This window comes from uncultured Eubacterium sp. (genome assembly GCF_934295145.1).
Taxonomy (GTDB): Bacteria; Bacillota; Clostridia; order Lachnospirales; family Lachnospiraceae; genus Eubacterium_I.
In genome coordinates, this window is sequence record NZ_CAKRAS010000023.1 from 1 (window position 1) to 25,720 (window position 25,720).

The 25,720-nt window shown below is 43.7% G+C and carries 19 protein-coding genes and 1 other annotated feature; of the genes, 1 reads left to right on the top strand and 18 read right to left on the bottom strand.

The window, feature by feature from the left end:
* The 18 genes from tuf to Q0I54_RS06255 all read right to left on the bottom strand — a co-directional run.
* A partial coding sequence (gene tuf, locus Q0I54_RS06170) for an elongation factor Tu (RefSeq protein ID WP_296117313.1) occupies positions 1-1,145 on the bottom strand: 1,145 nt, incomplete at its 3' end.
* A gap of 106 nt (positions 1,146-1,251) precedes the next feature.
* A complete protein-coding gene (gene fusA, locus Q0I54_RS06175; RefSeq protein WP_278493214.1) occupies positions 1,252-3,369 on the bottom strand; it encodes an elongation factor G in 2,118 nt (705 codons plus the stop codon).
* A gap of 15 nt (positions 3,370-3,384) precedes the next feature.
* On the bottom strand, positions 3,385-3,855 hold the full coding sequence (rpsG, locus tag Q0I54_RS06180; RefSeq protein WP_022035452.1) for a 30S ribosomal protein S7: 471 nt from the start codon (positions 3,853-3,855) through the stop codon (positions 3,385-3,387).
* Positions 3,856-4,053: 198 nt separating this feature from the next.
* On the bottom strand, positions 4,054-4,473 hold the full coding sequence (gene rpsL / locus Q0I54_RS06185; protein WP_109214647.1) for a 30S ribosomal protein S12: 420 nt from the start codon (positions 4,471-4,473) through the stop codon (positions 4,054-4,056).
* Between the two features lie 200 nt (positions 4,474-4,673).
* A complete protein-coding gene (rpoC, locus tag Q0I54_RS06190; protein ID WP_296117321.1) occupies positions 4,674-8,375 on the bottom strand; it encodes a DNA-directed RNA polymerase subunit beta' in 3,702 nt (1,233 codons plus the stop codon).
* Positions 8,376-8,393: 18 nt separating this feature from the next.
* Positions 8,394-12,254, bottom strand: a complete 3,861-nt coding sequence (locus Q0I54_RS06195) for a DNA-directed RNA polymerase subunit beta (RefSeq protein ID WP_296117323.1) — start codon at positions 12,252-12,254, stop codon at positions 8,394-8,396.
* Between the two features lie 247 nt (positions 12,255-12,501).
* Positions 12,502-12,879, bottom strand: a complete 378-nt coding sequence (gene rplL / locus Q0I54_RS06200) for a 50S ribosomal protein L7/L12 (protein WP_021740500.1) — start codon at positions 12,877-12,879, stop codon at positions 12,502-12,504.
* Positions 12,880-12,961: 82 nt separating this feature from the next.
* Positions 12,962-13,522 carry a 50S ribosomal protein L10 gene (rplJ, locus tag Q0I54_RS06205; protein ID WP_296117324.1) on the bottom strand — a complete coding sequence of 187 codons (561 nt, stop codon included), beginning with the start codon at positions 13,520-13,522 and terminating at the stop codon, positions 12,962-12,964.
* Between the two features lie 79 nt (positions 13,523-13,601).
* Positions 13,602-13,747: a sequence feature (ribosomal protein L10 leader region), on the bottom strand.
* A gap of 80 nt (positions 13,748-13,827) precedes the next feature.
* Positions 13,828-14,520, bottom strand: a complete 693-nt coding sequence (rplA, locus tag Q0I54_RS06210; protein ID WP_109214642.1) for a 50S ribosomal protein L1 — start codon at positions 14,518-14,520, stop codon at positions 13,828-13,830.
* Positions 14,521-14,577: 57 nt separating this feature from the next.
* On the bottom strand, positions 14,578-15,006 hold the full coding sequence (gene rplK, locus Q0I54_RS06215; RefSeq protein WP_021740503.1) for a 50S ribosomal protein L11: 429 nt from the start codon (positions 15,004-15,006) through the stop codon (positions 14,578-14,580).
* A 48-nt stretch (positions 15,007-15,054) separates the two neighbouring features.
* Positions 15,055-15,570, bottom strand: coding sequence for a transcription termination/antitermination protein NusG (gene nusG / locus Q0I54_RS06220; RefSeq protein WP_296117326.1), 516 nt, complete (start codon positions 15,568-15,570; stop codon positions 15,055-15,057).
* 20 nt (positions 15,571-15,590) lie between these two features.
* The gene (gene secE, locus Q0I54_RS06225) at positions 15,591-15,797 is read right to left on the bottom strand and encodes a preprotein translocase subunit SecE (protein WP_296117328.1); all 207 of its coding nucleotides are present in this window, start codon (positions 15,795-15,797) and stop codon (positions 15,591-15,593) included.
* A gap of 27 nt (positions 15,798-15,824) precedes the next feature.
* Positions 15,825-15,974 (bottom strand): 50S ribosomal protein L33, encoded by a 150-nt coding sequence (rpmG, locus tag Q0I54_RS06230; RefSeq protein ID WP_021740506.1) that lies wholly within the window; start codon positions 15,972-15,974, stop codon positions 15,825-15,827.
* A 159-nt stretch (positions 15,975-16,133) separates the two neighbouring features.
* Positions 16,134-19,046, bottom strand: a complete 2,913-nt coding sequence (locus tag Q0I54_RS06235) for a collagen binding domain-containing protein (protein WP_296117330.1) — start codon at positions 19,044-19,046, stop codon at positions 16,134-16,136.
* Between the two features lie 13 nt (positions 19,047-19,059).
* On the bottom strand, positions 19,060-19,920 hold the full coding sequence (locus Q0I54_RS06240; RefSeq protein WP_367270788.1) for a hypothetical protein: 861 nt from the start codon (positions 19,918-19,920) through the stop codon (positions 19,060-19,062).
* A 102-nt stretch (positions 19,921-20,022) separates the two neighbouring features.
* The gene (locus Q0I54_RS06245; RefSeq protein ID WP_296117334.1) at positions 20,023-20,742 is read right to left on the bottom strand and encodes a class C sortase; all 720 of its coding nucleotides are present in this window, start codon (positions 20,740-20,742) and stop codon (positions 20,023-20,025) included.
* Positions 20,699-21,622, bottom strand: coding sequence for a class C sortase (locus Q0I54_RS06250; RefSeq protein ID WP_296117336.1), 924 nt, complete (start codon positions 21,620-21,622; stop codon positions 20,699-20,701). Before Q0I54_RS06250 ends, Q0I54_RS06245 begins: the two co-directional genes overlap by 44 nt.
* Positions 21,612-24,026 carry a pilin N-terminal domain-containing protein gene (locus Q0I54_RS06255; RefSeq protein WP_296117337.1) on the bottom strand — a complete coding sequence of 805 codons (2,415 nt, stop codon included), beginning with the start codon at positions 24,024-24,026 and terminating at the stop codon, positions 21,612-21,614. Before Q0I54_RS06255 ends, Q0I54_RS06250 begins: the two co-directional genes overlap by 11 nt.
* Before the next feature lie 383 nt (positions 24,027-24,409).
* Here Q0I54_RS06255 and fliB point away from each other — a divergent pair, with 383 nt between their 5' ends.
* A complete protein-coding gene (gene fliB, locus Q0I54_RS06260) occupies positions 24,410-25,567 on the top strand; it encodes a flagellin lysine-N-methylase (protein WP_296117339.1) in 1,158 nt (385 codons plus the stop codon).
* Positions 25,568-25,720 lie beyond the last annotated feature (153 nt).

A 25,720-nucleotide genomic window follows, 5' to 3' on the forward strand; every position in this document is an offset into this window, starting at 1 on the left:
CCACCTTCACGGATAGCGAATGTAAGACCCTGCTCCATAGCGATTGGGTGGATGAGCTCGATTGTCATCTCTACGTTATCGCCAGGCATGCACATCTCTGTACCTTCTGGAAGGTTGCAAACACCTGTTACGTCAGTTGTTCTGAAGTAGAACTGCGGACGATAGTTGTTGAAGAACGGTGTATGACGGCCACCCTCATCTTTTGTCAGTACGTAAACCTGAGCTGTGAATTTTGTATGGCATGTAATTGTACCTGGTTTTGTAAGAACCTGACCTCTTTCGATGTCCTCTCTCTTAATACCACGAAGTAATGCACCGATGTTATCACCAGCCTGAGCCTCGTCTAACAGTTTACGGAACATCTCAATACCAGTAACAGTTGTTTTCTGGATCTCCTCTTTGATACCAACGATTTCAACTTCCTCGTTGATGTGAAGAGTACCACGCTCTACTCTACCTGTAGCAACTGTACCACGACCTGTGATTGTGAATACGTCCTCTACCGGCATAAGGAATGGCTGATCTGTTGCACGCTGCGGATCCGGAATATACTCATCAACTGTGTCCATGAGCTCCATGATCTTGTCGCCCCACTCGCCCATCGGATCTTCCAGAGCTTTTAAAGCAGAACCTTTGATGATCGGGCAGTCTGTGAAGTCATACTCTTCCAGAACTTCTGTGATCTCCATCTCTACTAACTCAAGCAGCTCCTCATCGTCTACCATATCGCATTTGTTCATGAATACAACGATGTAAGGTACACCTACCTGACGGGAAAGAAGGATGTGCTCTTTTGTCTGAGCCATAACACCGTCTGTAGCAGCTACTACAAGGATAGCGCCATCCATCTGAGCAGCACCAGTGATCATGTTTTTAACGTAATCAGCATGGCCTGGGCAGTCAACGTGTGCATAGTGACGTTTTGCTGTCTGATACTCAACGTGAGCTGTAGAAATTGTGATACCACGCTCTCTCTCTTCTGGAGCTTTATCGATATTCTCGAAATCTACTTTCTCGTTTCCTTCTACTCTCTCAGCTAATACTTTTGTAATAGCAGCTGTTAAAGTTGTTTTACCGTGGTCAACGTGTCCAATTGTACCAATGTTACAATGTGGTTTGCTTCTGTCAAATTTAGCTTTTGCCATTTTTGCGTCCTCCTTAAAATTGTATGCCTTCGGCATTCATAATTCTTAATTGAATCTTATCACTCGATACTTCGATTATATTAAAAAGGTCAAAGTATTTCAAGTTTTATTTTGCTTTTGCGGAAATAATTTTGTCCTGTACAGACTTCGGAACCGGCTCATATTTCTCGAAGAACATTGAGTAGTTACCACGTCCCTGTGTTTTGGAACGTAAGTCTGTAGAGTATCCAAACATCTCTGCCAGCGGTACATAACCTCTAACGATTTTTCCACCGCCAAGGTCATCCATACCTTCGATACGTCCACGACGAGAGTTAATATCACCGATTACGTCACCCATGTACTCTTCCGGCATAGTAACTTCTACTTTCATGATCGGCTCAAGAAGAACCGGGCTTGCTTTCTGCATAGCCTCTTTGAAACACATAGATCCGGCAATATGGAATGCCATCTCAGAGGAATCGACCTCATGATAAGATCCGTCGTAAACTGTAGCTTTCACACCTACAACCGGGAATCCAGCAATGATACCAGCCTTAGCTGCTTCTTCAATACCTTCTCCAACTGCCGGGATGTACTCTTTCGGAATAGCACCACCAACAACTGCGGACTCAAACTTGAATGTCTCTTCACCGTTTGCATCCATCGGCTCGAATTTAACTTTACAGTGTCCGTACTGACCACGTCCACCGGACTGTTTTGCATATTTGTATTCCTGATCAACAGGTTTTGTAAATGACTCTTTGTAAGCAACCTGAGGAGCACCAACGTTTGCCTCTACTTTGAACTCACGAAGCAGACGGTCAACGATGATTTCCAGATGTAACTCACCCATTCCGGCGATGATTGTCTGGCCTGTCTCAGTGTTTGTATGAGCACGGAAAGTAGGATCTTCCTCTGCAAGTTTTGCAAGAGCTTCACCCATCTTGCCCTGTCCAGCTTTTGTTTTCGGCTCAATTGCAAGCTCGATAACCGGCTCTGGGAACTCCATGGACTCTAAGATTACCGGATGCTGCTCGTCACAGATTGTATCACCTGTTGTAGTGATTTTGAATCCAACTGCGGCTGCGATATCACCTGAGTAAACTTTGTCCAGCTCAGTTCTCTTGTTAGCGTGCATCTGAAGGATACGTCCAACACGCTCTTTTTTATCTTTTGTTGCATTCAGTACGTAAGAACCGGAATTCATTGTACCGGAGTATACACGGAAGAATGCAAGTTTTCCAACGAACGGGTCTGTCATGATCTTGAATGCAAGAGCGGAGAACGGCTCATCATCAGATGAATGTCTCTCAATCTCATTACCATCCAGGTCAACACCCTTGATAGCTGGAATATCTGTCGGTGCCGGCATAAATTCTACGACAGCATCTAACAGTTTCTGTACACCTTTGTTTCTGTAAGCAGTACCACAGCAAACCGGTACAGCTGTACACTCACATGTAGCTTTTCTTAAAACAGCTTTTAACTGCTCAACGGACGGCTCTTCGCCTTCCAGATACATCATTGTCAGATCATCATCTAACTCGCAGATTTTCTCTACTAACTCGTCATGGTAAAGCTCTGCCTCATCCTGCATATCTTCCGGAATCGGCTCAATGCTGATGTCTTCACCTTTCTCATCGTTGTAGATATAAGCCTGCATCTCGAATAAGTCGATGATTCCTTTGAAGTCATCTTCTTTTCCGATTGGAAGCTGTAAGCAGATTGCGTTTTTACCTAAACGCTCACGGATCTGGTCTACTGCTCCGTAGAAGTTTGCACCAAGGATATCCATCTTATTGATGAATGCCATACGTGGTACATTGTATGTGTCTGCCTGACGCCATACGTTCTCTGACTGAGGCTCTACACCACCCTTTGCACAGAAGACACCAACGGCGCCATCCAGTACACGAAGGGAACGCTCTACTTCTACTGTAAAGTCAACGTGACCTGGAGTATCAATGATGTTGATACGGTACTCTTTTGCACCCGGTGCAGGTTTATTTTCTTTCTGCGGTGTCCAGTGGCATGTTGTAGCAGCTGAAGTAATTGTGATACCTCTCTCCTGCTCCTGCTCCATCCAGTCCATGGTAGCAGTACCTTCGTGAGTATCACCAATTTTATAGTTAATACCAGTATAATAAAGGATACGCTCTGTTAATGTAGTTTTACCTGCATCGATATGAGCCATGATACCAATATTTCTGGTTCTCTCAAGCGGATATTCTCTTCCTGCCATGGTGATTTCCTCCTCTTAGAATCTGAAATGGGAGAATGCTTTGTTTGCTTCTGCCATCTTGTGCATGTCTTCTTTACGTTTTACAGATGCGCCTGTATTGTTAGCTGCATCCATAATCTCATTTGCCAGTCTGTCTGCCATTGTTTTCTCTCCTCTTTTTCTGGAGAACATTGTTAACCAACGCAGTCCAAGTGTCTGACGTCTGTCCGGTCTTACTTCGATCGGTACCTGATATGTTGCACCACCGATACGTCTAGCCTTTACTTCAAGTACAGGCATAACGTTGTTCATAGCCTCTTCGAATACTTCGAGAGCCGGTCTTCCAGTTTTCTCTGCAACACGATCAAAAGCTCCGTATACAATTTTCTGAGCTACACCTTTCTTACCATCTAACATGATGTTGTTGATAAGTTTTGTAACTACTACGTTATTGTACATAGGATCTGCTAAAACTTCTCTTTTCTGATTATGTCCTTTACGTGGCACGGTACTTCCCTCCTTAATCATGGTTTTGGCTTGCTGTCTTTCACAGCAGTTTCTTAATCGATTAATTCAACGGTACTCACATGTGTCTCTCTAATGTGTTCATGCTGGGAACATCTATCTTTATCTGTTATCGTCGATAAAAAGAATTCCAACACTTACAATAGTTCTGTTTGTGATACTATTGGTCTTTTACAGGTCCTATTTGCCTGCTTTCGGTCTCTTAGCGCCGTATTTGGAACGAGCCTGACGTCTGTTTGCAACGCCTGCTGTATCCAGTGTTCCTCTGATGATATGGTATCTTGTACCTGGTAAGTCTTTTACACGACCACCACGGATCAGAACAACACTATGCTCCTGTAAGTTGTGGCCTTCACCCGGAATGTAGCTTGTTACTTCGATTCCGTTAGAAAGACGAACTCTGGCGATTTTTCTAAGAGCTGAGTTAGGTTTTTTCGGGGTTGCAGTCTTAACTGCTGTACAAACACCTCTCTTCTGCGGAGAAGCTGCATCTGTAGGTTTTTTCTGTAAAGAGTTGTAACCTTTCTGTAATGCAGGTGCTGTAGATTTTTTAGCAGATGTCTGACGACCTTTTCTTACTAACTGGTTAAATGTTGGCATTCTATTCACCTCCTGTATATTTTGTAAAAAGTTTCTTGTGCGCTTTTATGCACACTAAAATAGTATAGTGATTGTACCTGCTATTGTCAAGCGTATTTTCTGATTTTTCCCATTTTTTCTGTTTTTATACATATACATAGAAGGCGATGTCCTGTGACACCGCCTTCTATATTATATAAACATTTATTTACTGTTTTTTATTATTCTGTTACAGTTTCTTCTGTTTCTGCAGCTTCTTCTGTCTCAGGTGTAACAGCATCTACTTCTGTTTCTGCAGTTTCAACATCTGCGCCATCAGCTAACAGATCTTCACCAAACAGATCATCTACATCGATTTCTGCATTCTCATCAATATCAGAATCCAGGCGAATAGAACGATATCTCTTCATACCTGTTCCGGCCGGAATCAGTTTACCGATGATTACGTTCTCTTTCAGACCGATCAACGGATCGATCTTACCTTTGATTGCTGCCTCTGTCAGAACCTTTGTTGTCTCCTGGAAGGACGCAGCTGACAGGAATGAGTTTGTAGCCAGGGAAGCTTTGGTAATACCAAGCAGTACCTGTTTTCCTTCTGCAGGTTCTTTTCCTTCTGCAGCCAGCTTCTCATTTTCTTCCTCATAATCAAGGAAGTCAATCATGGTTCCTGGCAGGAAATCAGAATCTCCGTTGTTCTCGATGCGGATCTTCTTCAGCATCTGACGAACAATGACCTCAACGTGCTTATCATTGATTTCTACACCCTGTAAACGGTATACACGCTGTACTTCCTGAAGCATATAATCCTGAACTGCACGAACACCTTTGATTTTCAGGATATCATGCGGATTTACGCTACCTTCGGTAAGCTCGTCACCAGCTTCAAGTACTGCACCATCGGCAATCTTGATTCTGGAACCGTAAGGGATAAGATACGCTTTCGTCTCACCTGTTTCCGGGCTTGTAACGATGATCTCACGTTTTTTCTTTGTATCTTTAATAGTAGCAACACCAGCGAACTCTGTGATAATAGCAAGTCCTTTCGGTTTTCTTGCCTCAAAAAGCTCCTCGACACGAGGAAGACCCTGTGTGATATCATCACCGGCAACACCACCGGAGTGGAATGTACGCATTGTAAGCTGTGTACCAGGCTCACCGATGGACTGAGCAGCGATAATACCAACTGCCTCGCCTACCTGTACGGCCTGACCAGTTGCCATGTTTGCGCCGTAGCATTTTGCACAAACACCGACTTTGGAACGGCAGGTAAGAATTGTACGGATTTTTACTTTTTCAAGCGGCTCTCCGTTCTCATCTACACCTTTACTCATAACCAGAGCAGCACGTTTTGGTGTGATCATATGATTTGCTGCAACCAACACATTTCCATCTGCATCGCAGATATCCTCGCATGCAAAACGTCCTGTAATACGCTCCTGAAGGCTTTCGATTTCCTCTTTGCCATCCATAAATGCACTTACGTACATACCAGCGATCTCACGTCTTTCCTTGCAGCAGTCTGTCTCGCGGATGATCAAATCCTGAGACACATCAACCAGACGTCTTGTCAGGTATCCGGAATCGGCGGTACGAAGTGCTGTATCGGACATACCTTTACGAGCTCCATGGGCAGACATGAAGTACTCCAATACGTCAAGTCCCTCACGGAAGTTTGATTTGATCGGCAACTCGATAGTTTTACCGGTTGTATCAGCCATCAAACCACGCATACCAGCCAGCTGTTTGATCTGTTTATCAGAACCACGGGCTCCGGAGTCAGCCATCATGAAGATATTGTTGTATTTATCAAGTCCTGATAACAGCTCCTGGGTAAGCTCATCATCAGTCTCTTTCCAAGTTTCAACAACTTCTTTGTAACGCTCTTCCTCTGTGATAAGTCCACGCTTGTAGTTCTTTGTAATAAGATCTACAGTATCCTGTGCCTCTTTGATCAGTGCCGGTTTTTTCTCCGGAACTGTCATATCAGAAATAGATACGGTCATAGCAGCTCTTGTAGAGTATTTATAACCCATCGCTTTAATATCATCCAGAACTTCTGCTGTGGTTGTAGCTCCGTGAATGTTGATAACTTTCTCAAGAATCTGTTTCAGACCTTTTTTACCAACGTGGAAATCTACTTCCAGTACCAGATCATTTTCCGGTTTGCTTCTGTCTACAAATCCAAGATCCTGCGGAAGGATTTCATTGAAGATGAAACGTCCAAGTGTAGACTCAACAGTTCCTGTCTTCTCTGTGCCATCCGGCATTTTCTTTGTCACACGAACATGGATTCTGGAATGTAATTTTACATATCCGTTCTCGTATGCAAGAATTGCCTCGTTCAGGTTCTTGAAGTAGTGACCTTCACCGATGCTTCCCGGTCTCTCCTGTGTCAGATAGTAAATACCAAGGACCATATCCTGAGAAGGAACAGCTACCGGGCCACCATCAGACGGTTTTAACAGGTTGTTCGGAGACAGTAACATGAAACGGCACTCTGCCTGAGCTTCCACGGAAAGCGGAAGATGAACAGCCATCTGGTCACCATCGAAATCGGCATTGTAAGCGGTACAAACAAGCGGATGAAGTTTGATTGCTTTACCTTCTACAAGAATCGGCTCAAATGCCTGAATACCAAGTCTATGCAATGTAGGAGCACGGTTCAGCATAACCGGATGCTCTTTGATAACTTCTTCCAGAACATCCCATACCTCTGTCTGAAGTTTTTCTACCATTTTCTTTGCACTTTTAATATTGTGTGCTGTTCCGTTTGCAACCAGTTCTTTCATAACGAACGGTTTGAACAGCTCGATGGCCATTTCTTTCGGAAGACCACACTGATAAATCTTTAATTCCGGTCCTACTACGATTACGGAACGTCCTGAATAGTCAACACGTTTACCAAGCAGGTTCTGACGGAAACGTCCACCTTTACCTTTCAGCATATCAGAAAGAGATTTTAATGCTCTGTTACCAGGTCCTGTAACCGGTCTGCCACGACGTCCATTGTCGATCAGGGCATCTACAGCTTCCTGAAGCATACGTTTCTCATTACGAACGATGATATCCGGTGCTCCAAGCTCTAACAGTCTTCTCAGACGGTTGTTACGGTTGATGATTCGACGATACAGATCATTCAGATCAGATGTTGCGAAACGACCACCATCCAGCTGTACCATCGGACGTAAATCAGGTGGAATAACCGGGATAACAGTCATGATCATCCACTCCGGTCTGTTGCCAGACTCACGGAATGCTTCTACAACTTCCAGTCTCTTGATGATTCTTGCACGTTTCTGACCTGTAGCTGTCTTTAAGGCAGCTTTTAGTTCTGCGGAATCTTTCTCAAGGTCAATGGATTCGAGAAGTTCTTTGATGGACTCTGCTCCCATGCCTACACGGAAAGTATTTCCGTATTTTTCATATGCTTCCTGATATTCTGCCTCGGACAGAACCTGCTTATACTGCAGGTCTGTCTCACCTTTGTCAAGTACGATATAAGAAGCAAAATACAGAACTTTCTCCAGTGTACGTGGAGAAATATCAAGGATTAATCCCATACGGCTCGGAATACCTTTGAAGTACCAGATATGAGATACCGGAGCTGCCAGCTCAATATGTCCCATACGTTCTCTACGTACGTTAGATTTTGTAATTTCAACACCACATCGGTCGCAGACAACGCCTTTATAACGGATTTTTTTGTATTTTCCGCAGTGGCATTCCCAGTCCTTGCTCGGTCCAAAAATACGCTCACAGAACAAACCATCTTTTTCTGGTTTTAAAGTTCTATAGTTAATGGTTTCCGGTTTTTTTACTTCGCCCCGGGACCATTCCAATATTTTTTCCGGTGAAGCCAGTCCGATGCGGATACCATCGAACGCTATGTTTGTGCCGACTTCTTTACTGTTTGTTTCTGGCATTTACAACGCTCCTTCCTCTTATTCTTCATCAAGAATGCTATCATCAAACTCTTCCATAAAATCATCTGCGTCAGAGTTCTCCTGCTCTTCTTCTACATCTACCAGTTCTTCGTTTTCATTGAATTCCTGTTTTGAGAATCCCATTGCTCCGAAGGACTCTTTCTCTTCGTAGTTGAAGTTTCTGTCTCCGGAAATGATCGCATTCAGGTCTGTATTTCCATATTCGCTTGTTTCAAGCAGTTTTACTTCCTCACCATTCTCGTCTTCCAGTGTTACATCCAGACCAAGTGACTGTAACTCTTTCAACAGTACCTTGAAGGACTCCGGAATACCTGGCTCAGGAATATTATCACCTTTGATGATTGCTTCGTAAGTTTTTACACGTCCGATCACATCATCAGATTTTACTGTCAGGATCTCCTGCAGTGTGTATGCTGCACCATAAGCCTCAAGTGCCCATACCTCCATCTCACCGAAACGCTGTCCACCGAACTGAGCTTTACCACCCAGCGGCTGCTGTGTAACGAGAGAATAAGGACCGGTAGAACGTGCATGAATCTTGTCGTCTACCAGATGATGCAGTTTCAGGTAATGCATGTGTCCGATTGTTACCGGGCTGTCAAAATACTCACCGGTACGTCCATCACGCAGTCTTACTTTACCATCACGGGAAATCGGAACGCCTTTCCACAGTTCACGGTGATCTCTGTTTTCATACAGATAATCAAGAACTTCCGGACGCAGTTCTTCCTCATGTTTCTCTTTGAACTCTTCCCATGTTAAGTTTACATAATCATTTGCCAGATCCAGAGTATCCATAATATCAGTCTCTTTTGCACCGGCAAAAATTGGTGTCGCCACGTTAAATCCAAGTGCTTTTGCAGCAAGACTCAGATGAATCTCCAGCACCTGTCCGATATTCATTCGGGAAGGTACGCCCAGCGGATTTAATACGATATCCAGCGGACGGCCATTCGGAAGGAACGGCATATCCTCTACCGGAAGTACACGGGAAACAACACCCTTGTTACCATGACGTCCGGCCATCTTATCACCAACAGAGATTTTTCTCTTCTGAGCGATATAGATACGAACTGCCTGGTTTACACCCGGTGATAATTCATCACCATTTTCACGTGTAAATACTTTTGCATCTACAACGATACCGTACTCACCATGCGGTACTTTTAAGGAAGTATCACGTACTTCTCTTGCTTTTTCACCGAAGATCGCACGAAGCAGTCTCTCTTCTGCTGTCAGCTCTGTCTCTCCCTTCGGAGTCACTTTGCCAACCAGAATATCACCGGCACGAACTTCAGCACCGATACGGATGATACCTCTCTCATCCAGATCTTTCAGTGCGTCATCGCCGACACCTGGAACATCTCTTGTGATTTCTTCCGGTCCAAGCTTTGTATCACGTGCTTCTGCTTCATATTCTTCAATATGGATAGATGTGTAAACATCATCCTGAACCAGACGCTCACTTAACAGTACAGCATCCTCGTAGTTATAACCTTCCCAGGTCATGAATCCGATCAGCGGGTTCTTACCAAGACCAAGCTCACCGTTTGCAGTAGAAGGACCGTCAGCGATAACCTGTCCTGCCTGCACATGGTCGCCTTTGAATACGATTGGTCTCTGGTTATAGCAGTTAGACTGGTTGCTTCGAGAGAACTTTGTCAGTTTGATTGTCTCTCTGCTTCCGTCATCATCGTATTTGATTGTAATTTCGTTGGAGCAAGCGCGTTCAATAACACCGGCACGTTTTGCAACAACACAAACGCCAGAGTCAACGGCAGCCTTCGGCTCCATACCTGTACCAACAACTGGTGCCTCTGTAGTCAGAAGCGGCACGGCCTGACGCTGCATGTTTGCTCCCATCAGCGCACGGTTCGCATCATCATTCTCAAGGAACGGGATCAATGCGGTAGCAACTGAGAATACCATCTGCGGAGATACATCCATATAATCAAATAATGTCTTGTCGTACTCCTGCGTCTCTTCTCTGAATCGACCAGATACGGAATTACGAACGAAGTATCCGTTCTCATCCAGTTTCTCATTCGCCTGTGCTACATGGTAATTATCCTCTTCATCCGCTGTCATGTATACAACTTCATCTGTTACACGTGGATTCTTAGGATCTGATTTATCAATTTTACGATATGGTGCTTCTACGAAACCATACTCATTAATTCTCGCATAAGATGCAAGGGAGTTAATCAGACCGATGTTCGGTCCCTCAGGTGTCTCTACCGGACACATTCTTCCATAATGAGAGTAATGAATATCTCGCACCTCGAATCCTGCACGATCTCTGGACAGACCACCTGGTCCTAATGCAGACAGACGACGTTTATGAGTCAGCTCACCCAGTGGGTTGTTCTGATCCATGAACTGTGACAGCTGGGAAGAACCAAAGAACTCTTTGACTGCAGCTGTAACGGGTTTGATGTTGATCAGACTCTGCGGTGTGATCGTATCAAGATCCTGTGTTGTCATTCTCTCACGAACTACTCTCTCCAGACGGGAAAGACCAATTCTGTACTGGTTCTGAAGCAACTCACCTACCGCACGGATACGACGGTTTCCAAGGTGATCGATATCGTCATCGTTTCCGATACCGTACTCCAGATGCATATTATAGTTAATAGAAGCAAGAATATCTTCTTTTGTAATATGTTTCGGAATCAAATCGTGGATATTTCTGCGAATTGCTTCTTTGATATCCTCGATATCTGTATTGTCTTCCAGAATCTGTGCCAGAACCGGATAGTAAACCAGCTCATGAACCCCCAGTTCTTCCGGATTTACATCTACATAATGACGAAGATCCACCATCATACTGGACAGAACTTTTACATTTCTCTCCTCTGTCTGGATCCATACATAAGGAACTGCCGCATTCTGGATCGCATCTGCCAGTTCACGATCGACTTTCTGACCTGCCTCTGCCAGAACCTCACCTGTGCTCGGATCCACAACATCCTCTGCCAGAATCTGTCCATTGATGCGGTTTTTCAGCATTAATTTCTTATTAAATTTATATCTTCCGACCTTAGCCAGATCATATCTTCTAGGATCGAAGAACATTGCCATGATAAGACTCTCTGCGCTTTCCACAGACAGTGGCTCACCTGGACGGATTTTTTTGTATAACTCTAAAAGACCTTCCTGATAGTTTGTAGAAACGTCTTTACCAAAACTTGCAATGATTTTTGGTTCTTCACCAAACAGATCGATGATCTCCTGGTTTGTACCAATACCAAGTGCACGGATCAATACTGTGATCGGCACTTTACGTGTACGGTCTACACGTACATAGAAGACATCATTGGAGTCTGTCTCATATTCCAACCATGCACCACGGTTTGGAATAACAGTACAGGAATACAGTTCTTTTCCAATCTTATCATGGGCAATTCCATAATAAATACCCGGGGAACGAACAAGCTGACTTACAATTACACGTTCAGCACCGTTAATTACAAATGTACCTGTCTCTGTCATCAGCGGCAGATCACCCATGAAGATCTCATGCTCATTAATCTCGTCTGCTTCTTTATTGTAAAGTCTTACTTTTACTTTTAAAGGAGCTGCATATGTCGCATCACGCTCTTTACACTCTGGAATGGAATATTTTACATCCTTCTCACACAATGTGAAATCTGTAAATTCCAGACTCAGATGTCCACTGTAATCAGCAATCGGCGAAATATCCGCAAACACTTCTTTAAGGCCTTCTTCCAAAAACCAATTGTAGGAATTCTTTTGAACCTCAATCAGGTTTGGCATTTCCAGAACCTCTTTTTGTCTCGAATAACTCATACGCAAACTTTTTCCGTTTATGACCGGACGTATCCTGTTTTTCTCCATTGACGCTTCACCTCTCGTTTTCTTTTTCTATCCCTGAAAAGGGCGCAATAAGCCCCATCAAACCACAATAGTGCATTTACCATAATAGCATACTAGTTTTTCCAAGTCAAGTTTTTTTTACTTTTTATATGCGAGTACGCATCGTTTGCACGAAGTGCTTTTGTTTGACAGGAAATTGCGTTGAATTTCCTATTACATAAAAAAACACCAGCCGGTTTCCCGACTGGTGAAAATAATCTGTATAAAATTATTTAAGAGTAACTTTAGCGCCTTCAGCCTCAAGTTTAGCTTTGATATCCTCAGCTTCTGCTTTGTCAGCGCCCTCTTTAACCATCTTCGGAGCCTCGTCAACAACAGCTTTAGCTTCTTTTAATCCTAAGCCTGTTAACTCACGAACAACTTTGATAACTTTAACTTTGTTCGGGCCAACCTCTGTTAACTCAACATCAAACTCTGTTTTCTCTTCAGCTGCGCCTGCTGCGTCTCCGCCTGCTGCTGCAACTACAACGCCTGCTGCTGCAGATACGCCAAACTCTTCTTCACATGCTTTTACAAGGTCATTTAACTCTAAAACAGTTAACTCTTTAATCGCTTCAATAAATTCTGCGGTTGTTAATTTTGCCATTACTTTTTACCTCCAATTTTTCGATATTTTCATCTTTTAATATTCTAATTTTCAAGCTGCTATTTGCAGCTTCATCACCGGATTACTCTGCCGGTGTCTCTTCTGCTGCCGGAGCTTCCTCTGCTGTCTCTTCAGCAGCTGCTGGCTCGCAGTTTGCAGCGCCACCCTGCTCTGCGATCTGATTGATAACGCGAGCGAAGTTTGTGATCGGAGACTGGATGCTTCCAAGTAATTTGGAAAGAAGATCCTGTCTGGACGGAATGCTTGCGATTGTCTGCATTCCTGCTGCATCATAATAATCGCCTTCTACAACACCAGCTTTAATTTCAAGAGCCGGAGCTGTTTTTGCAAATTTTGCAAGAATTCTTGCCGGAGCTGTTGCATCTTCTTTTGAGATTGCGATTGCGCTTGGTCCCTCAAGAACCGGTGCAAGTGCTTCAAAATCAGTGCCTTTGAATGCGAAATTCATTAATGTGTTCTTATAAACTTTATAAGAAACACCAGCTTCTCTTAATTCTTTACGTAACTGTGTATCCTCAGATACGGTAAGTCCACGGTAGTCTACAACTACGACAGACTGTGCACCATCAATCTGAGCTGCGATTTCCTGAACGATAGGCTGTTTCAGTTCTACTTTTGCCACGAATCGTGCACCTCCTTCTTAAATTTTGTTTCCTCAGACGAAAACGGGAATCCATTCACATAGGAAGTACTCACTTTCCATGCTACATAAAAAATCCCTCTGCCACGCAGACAGAGGGAGAAAATTCTTTTACACAAACATTAAACTGTTTTGTAATTCCCTCGGCAGGTTCTGCGTTTATGCCATGATGGCACCTGCTGTCTTCGGCAATTTTGTAATTTTTCAATTACACACTGTTGTATTTTCACACAACAGTGCAATTATATCATTGTATCATTTCGATGTCAACAACAATTCAAAACTTTTTACACATATTTAGCAGTGTTTAATTTAACACCAGGTCCCATTGTAGAAGTCATTGTTACGCTCTTCAGATACTGACCTTTCAGTGCACTTGGTCTTGCTTTGATGATGGCATCCATAAGGGTCTGGAAGTTGTCCGCTAATTGCTCTTCTGTAAAGGATGCTTTTCCAATTGGCACATGGATAATATTTGTTTTGTCCAGTCTGTACTCAATCTTACCTGCTTTAATATCATTGATTGCTTTTGTAACATCCATAGTTACTGTACCAGCTTTCGGGTTTGGCATTAAACCTTTCGGTCCAAGTACACGTCCAAGACGTCCAACAACACCCATCATATCCGGTGTAGCTACTACTACATCAAAATCAAGCCATCCTTCGTTCTGGATCTTCGGAATTAATTCCTCACCACCAACAAAATCAGCACCTGCAGCCTGAGCCTCGTCTACTTTTGTACCTTTAGCGAATACAAGCACACGAACTGTTTTACCTGTTCCGTGTGGCAGTACAACAGCACCACGGATCTGCTGCTCAGCGTGACGTCCATCACAACCTGTACGGATGTGAAGTTCGATGGTCTCGTCAAACTTTGCTGTAGCGTTCTCTTTTACAAGTTTGATTGCATCTGCACTTTCATACTGAACTGTTCTGTCGATTTTTTTCGCACTATCGACATATCTTTTTCCTCTTTTCATGAATTATAACCTCCTGTGGTTGTATCGGGAGAGGACCCTCCCACTTATTTTCGTTAATTAGTCCTCAGCTACAGTAACACCCATACTTCTTGCTGTTCCTTCGATCATGCTCATAGCGCTCTCTAAGGATGCTGCATTTAAGTCTGGCATTTTCAGTTCTGCGATCTCTTTGATCTGAGCTTTTGTGATTGTTGCTACTTTAGTTTTGTTCGGTACGCCTGAACCAGATTTGATTCCGCAAGCTTTCTTGATCAGAACCGGTGCTGGCGGAGTTTTTGTAACGAAGCTGAAGCTTCTGTCTGCATATACTGTAATTACTACAGGGATGATCAGATCACCCTGATCAGCTGTTTTTGCGTTGAACTGTTTTGTAAACTCTACGATGTTTACGCCATGCTGTCCAAGTGCAGGACCAACTGGAGGAGCCGGTGTAGCTTTACCAGCAGGAATCTGCAGTTTGATATATCCTTCTACTTTCTTTGCCATTTGAGATTGCCTCCTTTGAATTTTTCGTAATCGTTCCTTTACTTACGCTTACATTTTCTTCACTTCTGCGAAACTTATTTCTACCGGTGTTTCGCGACCGAAAAGCTCTACATTGATAGTCAGGATCTGTTTGCTCTCATTCATGTTCTGGATCACACCAACGGTGTCTTTCCATACACCACCAATGATTGTAACAGTATCACCTTCCTTGAAGTCGACTACCACTTTTTCATCTTTGATTCCCAATGGTCTCATCTCAGTTTCCGTGAGTGGCACCGGCTTGGATCCCGGACCAACAAATCCGGTAACGCCTCTGGTATTTCTGACAACATACCAAGTGTCATCATTCATCACCATATTGATGAGCACATATCCAGGAAACATTTTTTTCTGAACCTGCTTTTTTGCACCGTTCTTCAATTCAACAACATCCTGCATCGGAATTCGAACCTCAAGGATCTCATCCTCCAGATGTCTGTTTTCAATTGTTTTCTCAATGTCTGCTTTTACCTTATTCTCATATCCGGAATAAGTATGAACCACATACCAGTTCGCCTCAGCCATAAAAACTCACCTTTGCCTTCCTACAGATTTACAAGGAAATCAACACCATACTGGATGCCAAGATCCAGCACCGCGATAATTGCACCCAGGATTACGGAAACAACAAGTACTGCTACTGTCTGTTTCCCAAGTGACTTTTTGTCCAGCCAGACAATTTTCTGAAATTCAGCTTTCAGACCTGTGAACCAGCTCTTTTTCTGAACATCATTTTTCTTGGTTTCTTCCATGTTTGTCACATCCTTTGCATCGCCGGATTATTTGGTTTCTTTGTGTAATGTATGCTTTCTACAGAATTTGCAATACTTGTTTACTTCCATTCTTTCAGGATGAGCTTTCTTATCCTTAGTCAGGTTGTAATTACGCTGTTTGCACTCTGTGCATGCCAATGTAATCTTTACGCGCACAACTTTCCACCTCCATTAAATTTCTTTGCAACTGTTTGTCCATGATAAATCATGTACATTCAATTTTAGGCATAAAAAAAAGACCTACTTCCATCGCCCATCTACTATAGCATAGGAAGCAAGTCTTCGTCAACCTCTTTTTCTGTTTTTTTATTGTTTCTATTTTTTCATTTTTTCATTTTTGTGATACTTTCGGTTGCTTCTTTTCAACAGGATAAAAACACCTGCTGCAGCCGCTGCCAGACCGCAGCTCAGTACCACATAACTTACGACTGGATTTCCACCTGTCATCGGCAAGTCAAAAGTTACACTGTTTCCAACTGTCAGGCTTATATTATAGAAGCAATATTTTCCAGATACCTCATCAAACAAGGCTTGTGTCGGATCCGCACCATTTCTCTGAATCTCCTCCCAGGTCATTTCCATTGGAAGTGTCACCTCAATCGGCTCCTTCAGCAGACTTCTTCCGTCTACCGTCTGTATCTCCGTGATCACATACTTTTGAGAAACAAGCTGCTCCCAGACGATCTTACCATCCGCATCTGTCTGCGCCTCATACTCTGTTCCATCTGTTTGACCTGTCATTTTAAACCTTACCCCAGACAGAGGTGCTCTGCTTCCATCTGTTTCTTCTTTATATATAGTAACGCTTCCATACTGTGGCTCATCATATGCTTCCACTTTCAGATTAGCTGCTTCGATTTTTCCATCTATGACCCGGCTGCCATCATAAACCTGTGTCTTTCCACCGTTTGCTTCCTGACGGATCACAGCTGTAAGTCCTTCTGTGACCTCCGCATTTCCCGCTTTATTTGTCACAAAATGCATATGACCAGATTTCTGAAAATATAACGGTGCACTCACTTCCCTTATCTGATAGGTTCCCACCGGATACACCGTTCTGCCTTCCGTATCCTGATAAAACGCATCAGACCGAAAAAACTGTCCGTCATTTGTCTGGTACTCTGCTACAACCTGCTGATCTTCATTACAATTGAAAGTGCCGTTTTCATTTGTTTTAAAATACCATTTTCTGACTGCAGAATCAATCGTTCCATCCGTATTTGCAAAATAGCTCAGTTCAAAGATCGCACCACGGACCGAAGCTGTTCCGGATGCCGTTACGGATCCGGTTCTCCGATCAAGTTTCTGGAGTAGCAGCGCAAACGGATTGTCCCCCGGTTTTTCTTTACAGGTAAACGTCGTTGTCTCATTTGATCTTATCTCAACCGTATGGATACCAGCTTCTGCCTGACTGTCTTCTTTTTCGTTACAGAGTTCATACCCCGCAGGTGCGGTTACTTCTTTTACATAATAGATACCCGCATACAGTCCGATTTCATTGGAATTTCCATCTGCATCCGTCGTCAGAGTTTCCAGTCTGTTATGGTCTGCTTTTGCATCCTCCACGCTCCCGTAGATTCCATACACCGCGCCATTCAGACTGTAACATGCATTTTTATCCGTGATTCCCGGATTTGCAGAAATCTTTTTCATATTCAGAAAGCCTTTTTTCGGTCGGTCCGTATAATCAACTTCTACTGCCTCTGTATTCAGGTCAAACGTTTCTTCCCATACCGTCTCATTTAATTCATACCCTTCCGGTGCCTGACGCTCCACAACTTTCCATGTATGCCTTGTCTGTTCTTTTAAATCTGCAAGTGCCTGATCCACTTTTTCTTTTACATTATTTCTGGCGGTATTGTATGCCTGATTCCACTCACTAGAAACCAGCACCGGCTGTGTATCTTCATAATAAGAAGTATACAGCACGTCTCCCCTCCAGTGATATGCTGCTTTTCCATCATTGTCAGTTGTGACAGATGCAGCTTTCACTCCATCCATATAAACATCAAATACAGCATTTGCAAGCGGCTCGCCTGTATCAGAGTCCGTCTTCTCAATGTGCAGATCAAATGCCGGCGAAACAGCCTCACGGGCTTTGTATTTTGCATTCAGATATTCATTTCTGTCAACGATCACCCGAACAGAACCGTAATCCGGTGTAATTGCTGAATTCCACAGTGCCACTGCCTGACGACGCTTATCCGTTGCTTCATATACGAGTACCCCTTCGTTTCCTGATGGCACTGTATTTTTTGTAAAATTGATCGTAAACGATTTTCCTGCTGCCGATGCATCTGTACGAATCCAGATTCCATCGTTATTTCCCTTTGTTACCTGTACTCCGCTGGGACTGTTAAAAGTCAGGTCTTTCGTCGCGCTGCCCGTATCCGGCACCCAGCAGGACTGTCCTGCTGAAATATGTATGATCTGTCCGTCATAAGACGGCATCTTATGATACTCGCTTACTTTCGCCCATACTCCGCGAATTGCCGCCTGCACTTTTTCCTTCGTATCCAGATGTGTGCAGACATGTGCGGATTTTTCCGCTCCATTTGTCAGTAAATACCGGCCCGCCTCTGACGGACTTTCACTGCTCGTGATCTCTGACCAGACCAGATTTTGAATCAATGCGTACGTACAGTTAGCATCCCCCGGAAAATAACTTCTCGCAAAATAAACTGCTTTGCTCAGATTATTACTCTTTGCCCAGCTCCAGCCAAAACGGTTTTTTATCCACTGCAAGGCATCTCCGTTATTTGCCAGTGCGTAGTTTACACCACTTCCCACATTTCCGATAACCTGCGACGGTTCCATGCACCAGCACCAGCTGTTATTCAGATACAAAATCGATTCTTTACAATCATAAGCTCCGCTCGGATAATATCCTGCAAACATCTGCTTCGTACTCTTTGTCAGCGTCGTATTTTTTGCCGCAAATGTTGCTATATTCCATGCCAGTTCTAACTGGTCCTGACTTTCTATCTGCTCCAGCCCGTCATTTTGTGCCTGTTTCCGAGTTTCTTCCGGATTCTGATTTTGACTTTCCGGCAGTTTCAGATTCTCACTCTGTTCTTTCGTCTCAGTTTCATTCTGATTTTCCATCTGCCATTCATTAACCTCTGCCGCATATGTCATAACAGAACCAGCCCCTATCGGCAAAGTGGATCCGCAAAGCAGCATACCGGACGCAAGCGCACAGAAAATCCGTTTTATTCGTTTTCTCATTTCCAGTCCTCCCTTACTGCACTTTTCCGCCGGTAAAATAATAACCGTACGCATGTCCGTTATAGCCAAGATCTACTTTTCCATTGGCAACATACCAGATTCCTTTTTCATTCTGTGCCACACCGTTATAGCTGAAATTTACTTTTCCATCCTGCAGATAAAACCATCCATTTTCGTTTTTCGCAAGACCGTTATAAGAAAAATCTACCAGCCCATTCCGTATTTTCCACCAGCCATTTTCATTTTTCGCGATCGTATCCGCATCCGCATCAAAAACACCCTTTTTGATATAAAGCCATCCGCCAGAATTTGTCAGACCAATTGTATCTTTGACCACATTTGTATAAGACTCATTCACAGCCCCCTGCGCAATCCAGTATATTCCATTTTCATCTGTACCAAGTCCTGTATATGCCCCGTCAACTTTTCCATCCAGCAAATAGCGGCGCTGGCTTCGATATCTGACAACGGTCTGATTTGCCGTGCAATCCAGTTTTCCGTCTACAAATTCAAATGCACCGTCCGTTGTACTGTATACACCACTGGAAGTGTCTACCCAGCCATTTACCACATGCCACCAGCCGTCTCCATTTGGTGTCAGAATAGAATCTGTATTTTTCACTGTTCCCCTGTCAATGTAGCCCCATATGCCCGCGGATGTCTTCTCCAACACACGGGAGGACATTGTTCCGTCGGTTTTATTTCCATCGTATACATATTGATTCTGCTCATTGATTCCCTGAGTCACTTTCTTCCACGTGACCCCTGCCTCTGCAGCATGTGCCTGCCACGGAAGCAGAATCTGCAGACTTAATATTCCGCAGGCGGCCAGCCACAAACATGCTTTTTTTGTACGATTTGTACCTTTTTGCATTTGTTTCAATTTTTCCACCTCATACCTTTTCTAAACTTTTTGGCAAAACATCTTTTGTACTTATCTCATTTTTACTTTTATTCAAGTCGAACGTCTGATTCCTCAGACATCCCGCACACAGTAAACTACATACCGATATTTGCCACCGGAACGATAGGGATGACAGGTGATTAGAGTAATCATATCTTTCCCCTCCTGAATCTTCACCTTTTCACTGTCGTCCGGTTCTATCACTTCTACATTTTCCACGCGATAATTAAGCGTTTCCCATAGATTTGTCACATTTACCACATCTCCTGCACACAGTTTTTCGATTTCCTTGAAAAATTTGTTTTTCTTCCATCCCCGGTGTCCGGCAATTACACTGTTTGTATTATTTCCGCCTATCGGAACAGATGTCCCGCCAAGCACCGCTGCTCCACGCTCCATGTTTTCTGGCGAAGCACCCAGATACAGCGGTAATTGACAGTTCATCGCCGGTATCGCAATATATCCAAATAAATCTGTTTCCAGATTTTCCAACATTTTCGGTGGATGTGTTACAGTCTCCTCATCCTTAAATTCAGCCTGTCCATTTTCAAACAGTTCCCGATTATACCGGCAGATTTCATTCCACAATGCATTCCTCTTTTCATCATCCAACACATGATCCTGAATTTTTTGAATCTCAGAAGCTCCGTTCTGCTGTACTTTCACCGCCTCTAGTTTTGGAATCAAAATCACCATGATACCACATAAGATCAGGCCAAACCCGAGCACTTTCCGAGCAGATCGTCTCTTACCCACTTCTGTCACCGCTTCCAATACTGTCTCTTCCTTCAAAAATGCGTCTGCGCGATCGTTTTCTTTTCTGTATCATCATATGACTGATCACCGTTACTGCTACAATCGCCACGCCTGCTGTCAATGCCCGTCTGTAATTTTTCATCCAATCGGATTCCAAGGTTCCGACTACTGCATCTTTCCCTGACTTCTCCGTGAAACCGGGCAGATCATCTTTTGCCCTCTCCCCGGTTACTACAAGACGCTGTGTATTCACGCCATACGGCGTACATGTCAGAAGTGAGACCAGATCCCGGTCTTTCTGTGCCAACAGCATATCCGTCTCATCCGGCCATATCACCTGGATTTCACATACCCGATAAGCAAAAATCTGCTCCAGTACATGAAGGTAAAACAAATCACCTTCTTCTAATTCAGTAAGATCACTGAACATTTTTGATGTACTGACCCCGGAATGTGCCGAGATCACCGGTCTGCAGCCAAAATCTCCCGCTGGCAGGGCTGAATTTTGCAAGTGTCCCGCACCGCACTTCAGCACCCGTTCAGAGGTACCGTGATATACCGGAAGATATACCTGAATTTTAGGGATTTCCACAAAACACATCAGCCCATCCTCATTCCTTCGCAATGCCGTCTCATACAATTTCTTCAAAGACGTTCCTGTTTCTTTTTCCGTTGCGACAAAAGGATCCGTCAATGTCACCACTGAATCTGCCAGTGCTTTATTATATTGTCTCACCAGATTCCATTGCCGCTCTGTCTCTCCGGCATCCGCCGTTCCGGTGTCACGCTCGTACACTTTTACTTCCGACTGTACCGTCCGGTCATATGCCCAGTTACTGATCCATGGATAAAACGCCATACCGAGTCCTCCACAGACAAGCAGAATTGCCACAGCTGCTCTTATCTTATTTTTCATGCATCTCTTTTTTTCGTACAACCAGGCAATAACCGCCTGCTACCGCAATTGCGCCGAGGATTGTCACCAGATACATTCCTTTTCCACCTGTCTGTGGAAGCAGAAAACCTTTGGTATTATTAACAGACAACAATACCGCTCCATTCTGATCCGTCATATTGGCCGAAATATCATCTACGGTTGCGCTCGCCGGTTTGATTTTTCCGACGTACATATCCGTCTTTCCGATGGTACGTCCATTTGCCTGTTCCGCAGCCGGCACTCCAGCCTCTGTACCAAACAGTTCATCCATCTGCTCCGTGACAAGATTCTCATTTTCGTCATAGATTCCACCCTGATAATTTTCTACAATTGCTTTTACAGCCTCCGCATCCATGCCGGTCACTCCAGCCACTGAAGCAATAACATCGCGGTCTGTCGAAGAAATATCAATTACAATCTGGTTTTTCAGAAGATTGTAACCATCGTCTGTCTCAATCTCTGTCAGCTGATAAGTATCTGCCTCTGTACCATTTACGATCAGTTTTCCGTCTGCTACTGCCGGAGTAAACGCAGTTGCTTTTTTGGGATCTGTCGTTTTTCCGGTGACATAGTACACGCCATCCTTCTCTGTCGACTTCTCTGCCACTACATAATATGCATCCGTACTGTTATATAATTTGAATTTTACATGATCAAATCTTCCTTTCTGATCAGAAAACGTCTTCGTCAGATTCAATCCATAGGAATACACGTAATTACGGTCTTCCAGCATATTGTAAAAGCCATCGGAAGTACGGCTCCAGATCAGACTTACATTGTTTGGGTTTCCCTCGTCTCCTAAAATGACAGACTCATCCGAATTAACGGTTGCCGTATAATATACAACCATGTAATAATCTGACAGCCCATGTTCCAGTCCTTTCACATTCTGCAGACCCTGGTTAATCACGCGAAGTCCTTCCTCTGTCAGGGATACTATCATTCGGGTGCATCCATCTGAGGTATGCGCTCCGGTATTTGGATCCTGAATAGTCACATCCACGTAATTCTGTGAATAGTCACCGGAAGCCAGATTCCACAAAAGCGCCGCATTCGCTGTATTGTTTGCATTGGCATCTGCCATATTGTCATAAAAAGCAATCTTCACATCTTTTCCGTACACAATGCCTTTGGACAAGGTATCTGTAAAAGTGTATTCACTCAGATACGTTGCCTGTGAACTGATATGTGGCAGTTTTGATACCAGAATGTAATCCAGCAAATCACCTTCGGAAGCAGTTGTTGTATCACGGTAGGAAAAATCCGTACTGATCGCGGTTCCATCTTTTCCGGCTGTCACCCCATCACTGGTATATCCACCACGATTTGCCACATAAGCAGCCTTTGTCTTATCGCCTTCGTTCCCGCCCTGCTCTGGTCCGTGGTAAACCACAAGCGACTCTGAATCATTGCGTGACACGTAGTCTGCTCCCGCGTGGACACTTTTGTTTTTATCCGTTCCTGACGCAGTCTGCCCATTGGCAGATACCGTATTGCTGTACGCATTCCGCACACTCTTATCCAGCGTTGGATTCCCGGTCTGGTTTTTTGGATAAACAGACATATCGTACAACCAGTAATCTCCCCCATTTGTTCCCTCATTTGTAAACGGCAGCTGCACAAACCACGGATTTACCGTTTCTGTCACCTGCTCCGGTACTTCTGTCTCAACAAAAAGATACAATCCCAGATCCAGGTCTTCGATGGATGTAACGCCATTTGTATTTGTCTTTGGCAGGTTTATTACCCCTTTTGCCGCAGTCTGATCCGTGGTAGAATCCATTGTTCCATAATCGTACAGATAACTTTCCAGTGCATTTTTTGCAGATACATTATCCGCTTTCAAAATCGCCGCCAGTGCATCTGAAATCTGCTGGCTGGTAAAGTGCCAGACTCCTGTATTCTGACAGGGCTCTGCCTCCGCCGCAGATGCCATATGAATGCTGTCTGCCTTTGTCAGTTCAAGTATTTCCGCAAGCTTTTCCGGAATTTCATACACTAATTCCACCACTGTTTTTGTTCCGTTATTCACACTGTGTGTCTCCACATTTCCCACACGCAGACAGGAAAACTGCACGCCGGAAACCGCATAATCCGCCAGTTTTTTTTCAATCTCTGCATTCGTCTCTCCAGTTGCTCTCACACTTTCCGAGGTGAAATCTCCTGCTGCTTCCGCCGCTGTCAGATCATACTTATGAATCGTTACAGATCCACGTCTTGTGACATCAATAATGTCATTGTCCCTCAATGCGTCCATTACAGCACTCTGACTTGCCACTCCTGTGCCTCCAGCTGCCAGAACGGACTGTGCCAATGGTGCTGCCCCCAGAACCAACGCCAGTGTCATTGCTCCCAGCATCGTAAGTAATTGTTTTTTCTTCATGTTTTCATTCCTTTCTCCTGAAAATTTCTTTGCTGTCATCAAAATTGGATCTGCTGCCAAAAACGGCCAGAATTTTTTATCAAGATATGTCCGGTCAGGCAAACGAACTAACAGGAACTGTCTCTGCCTGAGATTTTGATGTGGCTCCAGTATATGCACCATGATACCGACTGTCAATCCGGTTTTTTCCCCTCGTTTTTCGACTATACAAGTTGCACAAAAGCCGGTAAATCCTGTATTATCGCCCTTTTTCAACAAAAAAAATCGTTTTTGGTATTTTTTCAGATTTTGGATTTTTTGCAATTTTGTGAAATATTTTTTGTGCATGGATTGGAAAAAAATATGCCCCATGCTACAATACAGAAAAAAAGGAAGAACAAAATATGCAGATTTACGCACCTGATTACTATAAAAAATTTACATGTATTGCTGACAAATGCCCCATCACCTGCTGCCAGGAATGGAAAATTGCTGTAGATGATGACACCTATGACCGCTGGTGCAGCATCAAGCCACCAAAAAATATGGAACTGCAGCATACTTCATTATCCGAATATACTTATACCAGGGACGGACAATATATCATCACTTTAACCGACCACAAAAAATGTCCGTTTCTTCTGGAGAGCAAATTGTGCAGGCTGGTACTGACCCACGGTGACTCCATTCTGTCGGAAACCTGCACGATGTTTCCACGGGAAAACCACGACTTTTCCAACCATACGGAAGTTTCCCTGATGCCGGGCTGTCCTGCGGTTCTTGACCTCTGGCAGACCGAACCTCATATCCAGTTTCCAAACGTTGTCTCACAGCTTCCGGCTGATGACATTGAAACGCTGCTTTTTCAGCTTCGAGATCAGATCATTCACCTTACGCAGGATATAAGCCAGCCCCTGGAACTGACATTGATGGAATGTTTTTACATTCTTTCAGAATTTCCAGAACAGGAACAACTGACAAACGCACTGCTGGATGATTATTTTTCTGTTGAGGCACTTACAGAATTATCCACTGCTATCCATCAGATGGATTTTTCTCTGGAAGATATGTTGTATGAGTGCAACGAACTTTTGCAGGATCTGGCTGTCAATTATCAAAAAGAAGGATTGTATACTCGTTTTCTGACGCCGTTGCTCTCACTTGCGGCTCAGATTTCAGCTGGAACATCTGACTATGATCTGGTCGATTGTTGGAAAAACTTTCACTCTGAATTTAAAAAATATGAACCTTTACTCCATGCCTTTCTGTCTAACGAAATCTATTCCGATCTTTTACTTCCTGGAGGTGATCTTGACAGTATGATCATTCATATGCAATGGATCGCTATGGAATATGCGGCCATCCGCTATGGGCTGTTTTTGTCCTGGCTGAATTCCGGACAGACTTCGCTTGCATATGAAACGGTTCGTGAATCCATTGTCATTCTTACCCGAATGACAGGCTATGAAGATGACGATATTTATGAATATCTGGAAAATAGCTTTGAATCTCTGTATTGGGAGTGGGGATATTTTGCAATGATACTTGCAAATATAAGATAATTATCATCAAAAGCAGAATCTACATTTTTTATAAAGCATATCTGAATAAAGACAAAATTTTAGCCCGATCGATTTTTCCTTCTTTCGACCGGGCTCTTAATGAATTTCCTGTAATTTCATTGTCTACACCTTCAACTTTCTCAGTTTATTAAT